Genomic DNA, 13,082 nt, shown 5'->3' with positions numbered 1-13,082 from the left:
TTTCACTTTTCAGTTACCACTACTCAATTACGGGTTGTTAATTCTTCACTTGAGGAGAAAGTTTAATTTTTTTTGATATTTTTTAAGGTTGGTTTGGCTAGATAAAATTGCTAGACTAGCTAGCCATCTATAAATACTATTGGTGTCTATAAAAGGATAGTTACCTAATATTAGGCCAGCTTGCTAATTATTTGGCTACCTGCTATAATTAACTATGATGAAAGACCGAATAAAAATAATTTCTTTACTGCACGATAGCAGCTATCTTGGTAAACAGCTTACCATTTACGGCTGGGCACGTACCGTACGTGATGGAGCCCAAACCAGTTTTATTGCCCTTAACGATGGCAGCTGCTTAAGCAACTTGCAGCTTATTATAGATAAAAATAATTTAAACGATAATTTAAAAGATGAATTTAACAAAATTAGCACCGGCGCCAGCCTTATGGCCGTAGGCCGGCTGCAAGAAAGCCCCGCTAAAGGACAAAGTGTGGAGCTGGTAGTAGATAGCCTTAAGGTGCTGGGTATTGCTCCCAGCGATTACCCTTTGCAAAAAAAAGCTACCAGTATGGAGTTTTTGCGCGAAATTGCCCACCTGCGCGGCCGCAGCAACACCTTTGGGGCCGTTATGCGTGTGCGCAACAAAGTAAGTTATGCTATTCATAACTTTTTTCAGAGTAAAGGGTTTAATTATATCCACACCCCTATTATTACCGGCAGTGATGCCGAAGGCGCCGGCGAAATGTTTCAGCTAACCACCTTACCGCTGGATAAACTTAAAGGCGAAGTTGATTATAGTAAAGATTTTTTTGGTAAAAAGGCGCATTTAACGGTATCCGGCCAGCTTAACGTAGAGGCTTACTGCCTAGCGCTGGGTGATGTATACACCTTTGGCCCCACTTTTCGGGCCGAGAACAGCAATACCGTACGCCATTTGGCCGAGTTTTGGATGGTAGAGCCCGAATTGGCCTTTTGCGATATTAAAGGTAACATTGCCATAGCTGAAGAATTTTTAAAGTACCTTATTAACGATTTACTGACAAATAGCGCCGAAGATATGGCTTTTTTTGACCAACGTATTAAGCCCGGCATTATTGATGAGCTGCGCAAGGTGGCCGCCAGCGCCTTTGAGGTCATCACCTATACGCAGGCCGTTGAATTATTAGAAAAAAGCGGTAAAAAGTTTGAGTTCCCGCTAGGCTGGGGGCTAGACCTTAAGAGCGAGCACGAGCGTTACCTTACCGAAGAGCTTATCAAAGGGCCGGTTATTGTAACCGATTACCCTAAAGATATTAAAAGTTTTTATATGAAACTGAATGACGATGGCAAAACGGTGCGAGGTATGGATATATTGGTGCCCGGCGTGGGAGAAATTATTGGCGGCAGCGAGCGTGAAGATAATTACGACACCTTACTGCAACGTATTAACCAATGCGGCCTTAACCCAGATGACTATAGCTGGTACCTAGATTTACGTAAATACGGCAGTGTACCGCACAGCGGCTTTGGGCTTGGGCTGGAAAGGTTTTTAATGTATGTAACCGGTATGGCTAATATGCGCGATGTAATACCGTTCCCACGTGCGCCTAAGCTGTGTGAGTATTAGTGGTGCAATTATTAAACTTAGAAAAATGCCTTTTATGAAAAAAAATTTTTATTGACGCCTTTGTTGTTAATCTTTTTAGGCTGCATTGATATAAGTATAAACAGAGGGTTACCGGTAGTCGCTGATGCCTCTCTTAATAGTCTTTTTCCTGATGAAGCTTTGCGGAACATTGTTGCCCAAAAGTTAGGTAATAACGCCGCCCGCACAGGGCGGCCGTTAAGCGACGCTTTAACTAATATCGGCGGCGAACTTGTTATTACTAACATTAGTAATGCAGCCGGCTTAGAATATCTAACTGCTATAACCAGCTTAGATGTAAGCAGCCTTACCAATTTAGCCGTTATCGAGTTTAAAGGCACAAAGCTGGCAGCAAAAGATATAATTGGGCTTAGAAGGGCTACTACTTTAAATTATTAATCATAATTATGTGCTTTAGGCAGGTTTCATAAATTTTGCCGCCGCTACGGCTGCCAAAGTGGTAGTTTAATTACTCCTTTTTATGCTACACTTACTTTATGCCAAAAGAGCCCACCCCACCTAACGGCGAACCGCTCCCAGATCAATCTCAACGCCAGCGCAGCTTAGCTACCTATTTAGTTATGTTATGCACCTTAGCCAGCCGCCTGCTTGGCTTTGTTAAAATAGCCGTTATTAATGCCGTTTTTGGGGCGCAAGGATTGGCCGATGTACTTAATGCTCTTTTTTCTATCCCTAATAACTTACGTAAACTTATGGCCGAAGGAGCGTTATCATCGGCTTTTATCCCCGAACTTAACAAACACCTAGCCAATAATAACAAAGATGCCGCTAAAAAGTTAAGCCGGCAAATACTGGCTTTTCAATATGTGGTATTGGTCCCTTTAATTATTTTAGCTATCATCTTTAGCCCTTATGTGGTAAGGATATTTGTACGCTTTCCTAACCCTCACGAAATGCTGTTGGCCGGCGTAATTTTTAGGTATTTTATGCCTTATTTACTTTTGGTAAGTATTGCCGCCATCTTTATGGCTGTGCTTAATAGTTATAACCGCTTTTTAGTGGCGGCGCTTTCACCCATTGCTTTTTCGGTAATAATGATAGCCGTTATTTTGCTTACTCATCAATATTTAGGGCCTTACAGCATGGCTTTAGGGGTCATTACCGGCGGCTTTGTGCAGCTGCTTATGCAGGCCATACCCTACAAAAGATTAGGTTACTATTTGCTGCCTAACTTTGCCTTTAACAATCCCAGCTTTAGGGCAGTCCTAAAACATTGGTTACCGGTACTGATAACTGGCAGTATTTTGGCCATAAACCAGCAAGTGGCTTTCTTTTTAGCCAGCGGCTTAGAGAGCGGCTCGGCCAGTGCATTAGCTAATGCTATTGTTTTTTTTCAGCTGCCTTACGGTATTTTTTCGGCTAGTGTTAATACGGTGTACTTTCCGCAAATGAGCCGCGAAGCCGAGCGCGGTAATCACGAAGCCCTTAACGACAGTTTGTTAAGCGGGCTTAAGCTTTTACTATACCTACTTATGCCGGCGGCTTTAATAATGAGCCTGCTGGCCCGCGAAATTATTAGCGTAGCCTTAATGCGTGGGGCTTTTTTACCGGCTAATGCTCTTATGGCCGGCCGAGTGTTAGTGGGTTTTTGTGTGGGTATGTTTTTTGTAGCCGCCTATAACTTTATTGTGCGTTATTATTACAGTAAAAAAAGCTTTAATATGCCGCTTATTAGCGCTGCGCTAGCTTGCGGGCTAGATATTATATTAAGTTTAATTTTAATAACCACTCCGCTAAGGGTAGCCGGCTTAGCTTACGCCAATAGCGCCGCCTTTTTTCTAGCTTTTATTATTTTAACCACTATAGCCCGCTTTAAATACGGCAGCTTAGGGCTAGCCAAACTTACCCGCGATTTTATTAAAGTCTTAATCGCCTGTTTAACAGCTTTTGGCGTTTATTTAGCCTTAAAGCAACTGCTAGGGGTAGAATGGTGGCAACAATCATCTAGCCTTGCTACCTTTGGCTTATTGGCTATCTTTGGCTTAACAATGAGTGCCTGCATTTTAATTATGTACAAATTATTAAAAATAAAATTAATAGAAGGCTTACGCAGATAGCCGGTAATTAAAACTAAGGTAACCTTAATGAGATTACCTTAGCTTTTTTAATAAATAATTACCGGTTATGGCTGGCTGGGCAACACCACCGTGTTATAAAGGCTATGAATTTGGTTAAAGGCATCGGCTATAGGAATATTGTTAACCTGCGAGCCGGCAACAAAGCTTAAGCTGCTGCCATTCCAGGCAAAATCGCGTGTGGTAACACCTTGTAAATTATTAAAGCTATTCCAGTCGGCAACTAAAATTTCGTACTCACGGATTTGCGAGGCCGACAAAAACATAAAAATGTAATAGCGCTGCATAGAGTTTACCGCCGTTCCCGAACGAAGGTATTTACCGGCCAATTCGGGAGCTAACCATTGGCCGCTGCCGCCGGGAAAGTTTCTTGTCCAGTTAAGGGCTTGCGCGTCATAAGTTCCATAAGTTACACCCCCTTGCGGGCCTTGCCCCGGTGCCAAAACGTTCCCCATATCCAATGAAGAAACATTGATACCGCTTACATCTATGCTTACGTTCCTAAACCCACTGTTAAATAATTCGGCTACCGCCTCTTGAATAGCAAGGGTAGGCTGGGTAGTAGGCCCATAAAAACTGTACCTAATAACCACAACAATAGGGTTGCTTCCCGCAGTTGTTCCTCCTCCCGCAGTTGGTATATCACCCACGGTATAAAGAAAACGGCTCATGTCTATTACTCCGAGCGTTACGCCAAGCTGAGTGGAAGCGGTAGAAATAGCGGTATTGGTAGCCGTAACAATTTGAACTTGAGTTGGCAGATTAAGTAACGCTGAAGAGGAGCGGATATTAGTACCGTTAGCAACAATAGATACATTGGTAAAATTACTAAACAATCCACCAATGTAGGTACGAACAACGGTGTTAGATACCCCATGATTGAGTAATATATCGTAATCGTACGCTACAATAAGGGCAATAGGGCTATCACCTAATACCGAGCTGCCATCGGTTACCGCACTGCCATTAACGCTATAGCCGGTAACCATTACATCAGTTCCGCCAGCCGCTACCACCGCATCGATAATGCTTGAACGCGTCGGTAAAGCAAAAGTACTTGGCGGTAAACTGCCTACTGAAGTGCCATTCCCGCTCGAGCTGCCCGAGCCCCCTCGTTTATTGCAAGCCGCAAAAGCTAACAAAGTAATAGCTATTAAAACCAAAGCTATACGTTTTAAAGTCATAATTCCTCCTAAATTTTTTTATAGATGTGCTTATATAACAAAGTATAATTAAAGAAGATAGGCAAGTAACTTAGAGCCATAAAAAAGCACAGAGAGTTTTGTTAAAATAAAAAAATTTTACTCCCTTGATAGTAGCACAGATAAAATTTCTGTCAATAAAAATTATTGATAATTTTTAATAAAACCTATTATAAATATTTTAATATTTCTTGACAGCTTTATTTTGCTGTATTATACTAAAATAGCAGTTAATAATTATTAACTAAATGCCTTAACCATAGCCGCTAACTATGTTTATTTGCTCGATACTAATGATGCGGAAGCCATTCCCTTATTAGCTTTTGGCTATAATTTTTTACCTTTCATTTTTCAGCTTTCACTTATAAAAAGCCGATAAGTAGTAAAGATTATGGCCAAAAAAATTTTAATTAGTTTATTACTGCTAAGTTATACCTTAAACGCCCAAACAGCTTTTGAGCGTAACCGCGAACAAATTAATAACATTACCGAACCTAATATTTTGTTAAGTTTAGCTTGGAGCAACTTTGAAAATAGGCGGCTGGGTGATGCCTTAATTTTTGCCCAGCGGGCTTGGCAATACAACGGCAGCCGTTTTAGCGAAGCCAGCTACTTAATGGGTTTAATTTACCGGGCACAAAACGAGCTTACCTTAGCCGAACGGCACCTTGAAAGGGCCATAGACGAAGATAGTACCTACCTTTTACGCACTAAATACCTTTATGCTTTAGCGGAGCTTTATTTGATGCGCGAGGAATACGGCCTTTATTTGGCGGTGCTCACCGATATTGAAAGGCGCGACTTTGATGACTATAACTTTACTACCCTGAGGCGGCAGCGTGAGCAAGCCGGACAAATTTTAATGCGCGAAGGTTTAAATAGGGTGATAGAGCTTTACCGCTGGGAAGTAAACCCCAGCTTATTAGCGGTAGAAATGCAAGCTTTAGCTTTTTATCGTATGGGCAGCCCGGCCGAAGCTATGCAAGCCATAGAAAACTTTTTATATGCTATGGTTGTTAAATCATCGATGCTCATAAGCCATTTGCAATTTTACCGCCCCAGCTATCGGTTTACCGGCCTAGAGGAGCTACTGGATATGGCTTTATCTTACCACGAAATGCACCAATACCTTATAGAAAGCGATTTTTTTAGAAGTTACTACTTTTTAGCGCTATCGCTAGCAGCGGTGGGCGAAGTTGGCCAAAGCCGGGTCCTCCTAAACCGTATACGCTTACGCCCGGAAGCCGGGCAATGGCAGATACGCGCCGAAAGCCAATTTAGGCAGCCATTTTTTGATGAATACGGTTTTTATGAAAGCTTTGAGCGCGATTTTGCTCTAATATTGGCCGGCCGCCGCTAAATATTTTTAATGGATAATTTTATAGCAAAGTTAATAAAAAAGCGGGTGTACCCCGCTTTTTAACTATAATTAATTATCGTAATGTCTTTCACGATTATTATTAGGGCGGGGAGGACGTTCATCGGCCTTTTTTACCCTAAGCTGGCGGCCATCAACCTCTTTGCCATCAAGACCGCGTTCGGCATCGGCTACTGCCTCCGGTGAATCTAACTCAACAAAGGCAAAGCCTCGAAAGCGACCGGTTTCACGATCTTTGACAAAATGTATAGATAATACCTCGCCATAAGCTTCGAACAAGCTACGCAAATGTTCTTCACGGGTTTGGTAATTCATATTACCAACATAAATTTTGTTACTCATACAATACACAACCTTAAATAAAAATTAGCTACCTTATGCAAACAAAAATACTTTAATTAAGAGTAAGCTAAAAAATGCCGCTTAATTGTTAATATACTTTGTGAACAAAAAATATCTTAGTTTATAGTAAGCTAAAAGTGCTAATTCGTCAATGTAAAATAACAAAGTTGTTAAAATTTGTTGAAAAAAAAATTAAAAAAATTAATTTTTGGTCAAAATGTCGCAATTTTTGGCTATTTTTGTTTCGTGCGACAAAATTACCCATGCTAGCTCAATTATTTACTCTTAATTCTTATTTGTTCACCAATGCCGGTTGGCACGCTTTTTGCAGTATTAATAGTGGGCTAGCAAAAGCTAGTTAAGGAGTGTATTATGAAAAACAGTAAAAAGATTAAATACGATGAAGACGAAAATGCTTTATCTCTTTATTTAAAAGAGATAAACGAAATTAAACTGCTTAGCCACGAAGAAGAAATTGCCATAGCCAAGCTAGCTAAAGCCGGCGATGAAGAGGCACGGGCATTATTGGCTAAATCGCACCTGCGTTTTGTGGTAAACGTGGCTAAAAAGTTTCAAAATCAAGGTATGTCGCTGGCCGATTTAATTAGCGAAGGCAACTTAGGCTTACTGCAAGCTATCGACCGCTTTGACCCCGAACAGGGCTTTCATTTTATCTCTTACGCTGTGTGGTGGATTAGGCAGGCCATAATGAAGGCTTTAGGCGAAAAAGCACGTAGCATCAGGCTGCCGCAAAATAGGGCTAACGAACTGGTACAAATTGAAAAAGTGCGTAAAAGCCTAGCTAATAGCGGGAAAGAGCCGGAAGCCGAAGAAATTGCCCAGCTGCTTGGCCTTAATAAAGATACCGTACAACTGCTGCTTAATGTGGCGCGCGGCACGGTAAGCCTAGATGCCCCAACGAGAATCGACAGCGATAGCTCTTCTACCTTAGGCGAGTTTATCCCCGACAATTATTATGCCACGCCGCAAGAGCTAACGGAGCAAGCCGAGCTTAAAGTAGAGATAAACGCTATGCTTTCTTCTTTCCTTACCCAAAGAGAAGCCCGTATTTTAGAGCTGCGTTTTGGCTTAAATGGCAAAGAAGCTATGAGCTTAAAAGATATTGGCGAGCGTTTTAACTTAACTAAAGAGCGGATAAGGCAAATAGAAAAAAAGGCTTTGGCACGGCTACAGCACCCTACCCGCCGAAGAAGGTTAGAGGCCTTTGTAGCTTAGCGGGTTAGCCCGCATCTTGTGTAGCGCTGTAATAAATATATTTACTAATGTTAGATAACCAAATACAACTTTTGGATTAAAAGGTGAAAAATAATTTTCACCTTTTAATTTTTACTATAATAAGGTTTTAAGTTTTTCCTCTATCACTTTTGGAGTTTCGGTAGGCTCAAAACGTTCTACTATTTGGCCGTCTTTATCAATTAAAAATTTGGTAAAATTCCACTTAATATCGTTAGCGGCGGCATTCTTTTTAGAAAACAATGTTAAAAATTTAGCTTTTAAGCCTAACTTTTTGTAATCTTTCATAGTACTATGTTCTTTAAGGTAGGTAAAAAGCGGGTCGGCATTAGGGCCGTTTACCTCAATTTTTTGAGCAATAGGAAAGGTAACGCCATAATTTAGCCGGCAAAAACTTTCGGCTTCGCCGGCACCGGCAAGCTCTTGGTTCATAAATTGGCTGCAAGGAAAACCAATAATGCTAAAGCCTTTAGCAGCATAATCTTGATAAAGCTTTTCTAGTCCGGCAAATTGCGGGGTAAAGCCACATTTGCTGGCGGTATTTACTAACAGGAGCACGTGGCCTTTATATTGCCCTAAGTTAAGCGGGCTGCCATCTGCTTTATTAATATTAAAATTATAAATACTCATCTTATTCTCCTTTTAAAATGCTTTGCTTAATGTAAAATAAATGCCGATGAATGTCAAATGTGCCGCCGATATGGGTGGCTTTTAGGCGGGTTGGCATTGTCTTTCGGCCAAACTTTAGCAAACTTTAATTAATAAATAGTCAAAAAATTTGAACCTTTGCCCGAATAATAAAGTGTTATGACAAATAAGCAAAAAGGTAATGAAGGCGAAGAAAAAGTCTGTAACTACTTAAAAAGTAACGGGTTAAAAATTATTGCCCGAAACTTTAAGAGCAGACGGGGAGAGGTCGATATAATAACAAGGGAAGAAGACTGCCTAGTTTTTATTGAGGTAAAAAGCTGGTTAACTTATAGTTACGAAGACATGGAGTACGCCATAAATAAGCGTAAAATGCGTAATATTATGTTAACGGCTTTAGAGTTTGTGGAGCAGCACCCTGCTTACGCAAAGCTTGCTTTGCGTTTTGATGTAGCTTTTTTGTCAAGGAAGACGGGCGAGCTGCATTACATTAAAAACGCCTTTGAAGGAGACGGAACTCCGCTATGAGCTCTCGCATCGCTAAACCAAGCAATCCCGAAAAGATTGCCGAATTAAAGCAGAAGATTAACTCTGCCACTTATTTAGATACCGCAGTTGCCGGTATTGCCACCACCCTAGCACATGGTTTTTTGCAGTGGAATGGTATTAATATGGAAGAAGATGTTAGCAAAAAACGAAAACAATAACCAAAGTGCCGGCCGCAAAAAACGCGGCGGCAAGGTTAAATACAAAAAAAAAGCTGCCGACAATACCCGCCGCGAACATTATGCAGCACCCAAAAAAGAGCACGAACCTCTTTATTGTGCTAGCTGTAAGCTAGAAATTAAAGAAGTTATGCAAGCTATAGGGCTAGGCGCTAGCGGTCAGGCTGCTCATTTTGATTGTGTGCTTAAAGAGCTTAATGCCCGTGAACAACTGGCCGAAGGTGAAAAAATTATTTATTTAGGCGGCGGCGGTTTTGCCGTAATAACTGAGATAAAAGGGAAAGCCGGCTCTTTTGTGATAAAAAGACGGATTAACTACGAAGAAAAAACCAAAGAATTAATAGAGGTGTGGCGTAAAGAATATGCCATAACGCCTAGTTTTATTATAGCTTCCAGCAAAATTAGTTAAATAAGTTGTGTAAAGGTTACTGTTTATGGTTATTAGCCGGCAACCTTAAAAAAATTGCCTAAATAGTTGTATTAAGCTAAAAATTATGTTACTTTAAATAAAGGTAAAAAGTAATAAAGGAGTAAAAAAATGAAAAAATTACTTATGGTATTAGCCATAGCTACTTTTGGAGCCGTAAATGCCCATGCTTTTGGTATTGGTATAGAAACCGGTGCCGGTTGGTACAGAGGTGATGGCGCCGGTTTTGGCGGAGCAGGCCTTAGCTTAGGTTTTGGTAATATGCGTAACCCCGATGCTACTGCGGCTATCTCGCTTAATATCCGCGAAAACTTTTTTAGCGTTGGCGGTCATTATAAATGGCATTTATATAGCCACGATTTTATCGATTGGTTACAATTTTATGCCGCTCCCGGCCTAGAAGCCGGTTTTTCTAGTTGGACCGGCGATTTTGGTTATACCGGCCTTTCGTTTGGCGGCCGTGCTTCGCTTGGGTTACGCTTTTTGCTGATTAACCACTTAGATATTTTTCTCTCGCTCGACCCTCGACTTGGCTTACAGCTTTATTTTGGCGAGCATGCTCCTAACGGTTTTGGTACCGATAATATTTATTTTAACATTGGCGGTACGCTTGGTATTCGCTGGTGGTTTTAATAAATTAGTTTCAGTACCTAGTTTTTAACATATTAGTCTATTTGTTGTTGCTAAGCTTGGTTTAGCGGCAGTAAATAGGCTTTTTAATATTTTAAGACACCTCTAAACACCCTTTCTACATATTGCCTGTTATAATACAAATGCACTAAATAGTTATAAAAAAGATTTGACAACTTTCAAAAACCAGCTTACACTTTAACATCAAAGTTTAAGGAGATTACAATATGGTTTCTATTTGGGGTGCATTGGTTGCTTTAGCCATTGCTATTTTTTTAATTATCAAAAAGGTTCACCCGGCTTATGCTTTAGTGCTGGGTAGTGTGGTGGGCGGCTTAGTGGGCGGCTTAAGCTTAGTACAAACCGTCTCATTAATGATTAGCGGCACGCAAGGTATGATTCCAGCCATCTTGCGTATCTTAATGGCTGGTGTTTTAGCCGGTGTGCTTATCGAAAGTGGCGCTGCCGCCAGAATAGCTACTACCATTGTGCGGGCGCTTGGCCAAAGCCGGGCGATTATCTGCCTTGTTTTAGCTGCCGCTGCCTTAACTGCCGTTGGCGTATTTATCGATATTGCCGTTATTACTATAGCGCCCATCGCCTTAATGGTGGCCAAACAAGCTAATATTAGTAAAACCGGTATTTTGGTGGCTATGATTGGCGGCGGAAAAAGCGGCAACGTTATTAGCCCTAACCCTCAATCGATAGCGGCTGCCGATACCTTTGAGGTGCCCTTAACCAGTATTATGGCTGCCGGTATTATTCCTGCCATCTTTGGGATTGTTTTTTCTATTGTTATCGCCACTTTTCTCTCTAAAAAAGGCGCTCAGCTTTTGCCTAATGATGTTAGTGAACAAGAAGAAAAAGCTATGCCCCCTCTATGGGCCTCGTTGGTTGCTCCTGTGGTAGCTATAGGCTTATTAGCTTTACGCCCTACCTTTAATATCATCATAGACCCCTTAGTGGCCTTACCGGTGGGCGGTGTGATGGGCGCTTTATCTATGGGTAAAATTAAACACATTAACAAATACTGTGCTACCGGTATTGCCCGTATGAGCTTTGTCGCTATCTTTATGATTGGTACAGGTACCTTAGCCGGTATTATTGCCAACAGCGAGCTGCGCGATGTTTTTACCAACTTTTTAGCCATGACCGGCGCTCCGGCTTTCTTGCTCGCACCGCTGGCCGGTATAGTAATGTCGGCAGCTACCGCTTCAACAACCTCCGGTACTATTGTGGGCAGCGCTGTCTTTGGCGAAACCTTACTCGCCGCCGGCATAGCTCCCGTTAGCGCCGGTGCAATGATTCTCTCCGGCGCTACGGTGCTCGACCACCTCCCTCATGGCAGCTTTTTTCATGCCACCGGCGGCAGCGTTAATATGGATATTAAGGACAGGCTTAAGGTTATCCCTTATGAAAGTGCGGTAGGGCTTGTGCTTACCTTTGTCTCCACTATGATTTTTGGTGTCTTTGGTTTCGTTATAGGTTAAGGAAACCACGAAAGGCACGAAACACACGAAAAATTAACTATTTTAGTGTGTTTCGTGGTTACAATTTTTACTTTAACAGAAGTAATTAAATATTATTATTAAGGAAATAAATATGAAAATAGTTATAGCGCCCGACTCCTTTAAAGAAAGCTTAACAGCCGAAGAAGCTTGCAGAGCTATTGAAGAGGGCTTTAAAAAAATTTTTTCGCAAGCTACCTATGCTAAAGTACCGATGGCTGATGGCGGCGAAGGTACAATGGAGGCCCTAGTGAGTGCACGCGGCGGCCATATCTACGAGGCCGAAACGCTTGACCCTTTAGGTAAGCCCATTAAAGCGGTTTATGCTATTTTAGGTGATGGCCAAACGGCCGTTATCGAAATGGCCAAGACCAGCGGCCTAGCTTTAGTACCGCGCGAAGAGCGCAACCCGCTTATCACCACCACCTATGGTACAGGCCAGCTTATTAAAGCCGCCTTAGATAAAGGGGCCACCAACTTTTTAGTAACCATCGGCGGCAGCGCTACTAACGATGGCGGCGTAGGTATGGTGCAGGCTTTAGGCGGCCACTTTTATGATAAAGAGGGCAAAGAGCTCGCCTTTGGCGGCGGCGAATTAGGCAAGCTGGTCAAAATTGATTTAAGCCGGCTGGACAATCGTTTAAGCAAGGTAACCATTACCGCTGCCTGCGATGTAGATAACCCGCTTACCGGCCCGCGCGGTGCCAGCCGTACCTTTGGCCCGCAAAAAGGTGCCACTCCAGAAGGCGTAGAACTGTTAGATGCCAACTTAAAGCATTTAGCCGGTATTATTAAAAGTCAGCTAGGTAAAGATATAGAAGAAGCGCCCGGCGCCGGTGCAGCCGGCGGGATTGGCGGCGGCTTAATGGCCTTTGCTAATGCTAAGTTAGAGCGCGGGGTAAATATTGTGGCAAAAGCCGCTAACCTTGAAGAAACCATAAAGAATGCCAACCTTGTCATCACCGCTGAAGGCGGTATGGATTTTCAAACCCGCTTTGGCAAAACTCCTTACGGCGTGGCTCAGGTAGCTAAAAAGTATAATTTACCGGTTATCGCCTTAGTAGGTACAATTGGTAAAGAGGCCGAAACTTTGTATGAACATGGCTTTGATGCTATTTTTTCCATAGTACCGGGCGCAGTTTCACTAGAAGAGGCCTTAAAAGACGGCTTTAAAAATTTAGCAAATTGCAGCGAGAACGTGGCGAGATTAATTAAAGCTACCGGCGGCTTAAAAATTGATTAATTTTT

The 13,082-nt window shown here is 42.1% G+C and carries 14 protein-coding genes; 11 read left to right on the top strand and 3 right to left on the bottom strand.

Features of this window, described 5'->3' with window-relative positions:
• Nucleotides 1–217: 217 nt before the first annotated feature.
• The 3 genes from asnS (at nt 218) to murJ (ending at nt 3,702) form a co-directional block, all read left to right on the top strand.
• Nucleotides 218–1,606 (top strand): asparagine--tRNA ligase, encoded by a 1,389-nt coding sequence (asnS, locus tag FWE37_06595; protein MCL2520652.1) that lies wholly within the window; start codon nt 218–220, stop codon nt 1,604–1,606.
• Between the two features lie 63 nt (nt 1,607–1,669).
• Nucleotides 1,670–2,023: a hypothetical protein gene (locus tag FWE37_06590; protein MCL2520651.1), complete on the top strand. Its 354-nt coding sequence runs from the start codon at nt 1,670–1,672 to the stop codon at nt 2,021–2,023.
• Nucleotides 2,024–2,121: 98 nt separating this feature from the next.
• Entirely contained in the window at nt 2,122–3,702 is a 1,581-nt protein-coding gene (gene murJ, locus FWE37_06585) for a murein biosynthesis integral membrane protein MurJ (GenBank protein ID MCL2520650.1), read from the top strand.
• A 65-nt stretch (nt 3,703–3,767) separates the two neighbouring features.
• On the opposite strand, the gene FWE37_06580 is transcribed toward murJ, so the two are convergent.
• Complete coding sequence (locus FWE37_06580) at nt 3,768–4,904, bottom strand: hypothetical protein (GenBank protein MCL2520649.1); 1,137 nt, start codon at nt 4,902–4,904, stop codon at nt 3,768–3,770.
• Nucleotides 4,905–5,313: 409 nt separating this feature from the next.
• Between FWE37_06580 and FWE37_06575 the strand changes: the two genes are divergently transcribed.
• The gene (locus tag FWE37_06575) at nt 5,314–6,282 is read left to right on the top strand and encodes a hypothetical protein (protein ID MCL2520648.1); all 969 of its coding nucleotides are present in this window, start codon (nt 5,314–5,316) and stop codon (nt 6,280–6,282) included.
• A gap of 69 nt (nt 6,283–6,351) precedes the next feature.
• Here the strand turns inward: FWE37_06575 and FWE37_06570 are convergent, their stop codons facing one another.
• The gene (locus tag FWE37_06570; protein ID MCL2520647.1) at nt 6,352–6,642 is read right to left on the bottom strand and encodes an RNA-binding protein; all 291 of its coding nucleotides are present in this window, start codon (nt 6,640–6,642) and stop codon (nt 6,352–6,354) included.
• A gap of 372 nt (nt 6,643–7,014) precedes the next feature.
• Here FWE37_06570 and FWE37_06565 point away from each other — a divergent pair, with 372 nt between their 5' ends.
• The gene (locus FWE37_06565) at nt 7,015–7,878 is read left to right on the top strand and encodes an RNA polymerase sigma factor RpoD/SigA (GenBank protein MCL2520646.1); all 864 of its coding nucleotides are present in this window, start codon (nt 7,015–7,017) and stop codon (nt 7,876–7,878) included.
• 114 nt (nt 7,879–7,992) lie between these two features.
• Here the strand turns inward: FWE37_06565 and FWE37_06560 are convergent, their stop codons facing one another.
• Nucleotides 7,993–8,526 (bottom strand): glutathione peroxidase, encoded by a 534-nt coding sequence (locus tag FWE37_06560; GenBank protein ID MCL2520645.1) that lies wholly within the window; start codon nt 8,524–8,526, stop codon nt 7,993–7,995.
• A 177-nt stretch (nt 8,527–8,703) separates the two neighbouring features.
• Between FWE37_06560 and FWE37_06555 the strand changes: the two genes are divergently transcribed.
• From FWE37_06555 to FWE37_06530, 6 genes are all read left to right on the top strand, one after another.
• Nucleotides 8,704–9,072, top strand: coding sequence for a YraN family protein (locus FWE37_06555; GenBank protein MCL2520644.1), 369 nt, complete (start codon nt 8,704–8,706; stop codon nt 9,070–9,072).
• Nucleotides 9,069–9,251 (top strand): hypothetical protein, encoded by a 183-nt coding sequence (locus FWE37_06550; protein MCL2520643.1) that lies wholly within the window; start codon nt 9,069–9,071, stop codon nt 9,249–9,251. Before FWE37_06555 ends, FWE37_06550 begins: the two co-directional genes overlap by 4 nt.
• On the top strand, nt 9,226–9,678 hold the full coding sequence (locus FWE37_06545) for a hypothetical protein (GenBank protein MCL2520642.1): 453 nt from the start codon (nt 9,226–9,228) through the stop codon (nt 9,676–9,678). Before FWE37_06550 ends, FWE37_06545 begins: the two co-directional genes overlap by 26 nt.
• Nucleotides 9,679–9,807: 129 nt before the next feature.
• Nucleotides 9,808–10,329, top strand: a complete 522-nt coding sequence (locus FWE37_06540; protein MCL2520641.1) for a hypothetical protein — start codon at nt 9,808–9,810, stop codon at nt 10,327–10,329.
• A gap of 224 nt (nt 10,330–10,553) precedes the next feature.
• The gene (locus FWE37_06535; protein MCL2520640.1) at nt 10,554–11,816 is read left to right on the top strand and encodes an SLC13 family permease; all 1,263 of its coding nucleotides are present in this window, start codon (nt 10,554–10,556) and stop codon (nt 11,814–11,816) included.
• Between the two features lie 112 nt (nt 11,817–11,928).
• Nucleotides 11,929–13,077, top strand: coding sequence for a glycerate kinase (locus FWE37_06530; protein MCL2520639.1), 1,149 nt, complete (start codon nt 11,929–11,931; stop codon nt 13,075–13,077).
• Nucleotides 13,078–13,082 lie beyond the last annotated feature (5 nt).

This window comes from Spirochaetaceae bacterium (genome assembly GCA_009784515.1).
GTDB lineage: Bacteria > Spirochaetota > Spirochaetia > WRBN01 > WRBN01 > WRBN01.
This window is presented reverse-complemented; position numbering and strand designations above follow the sequence as displayed.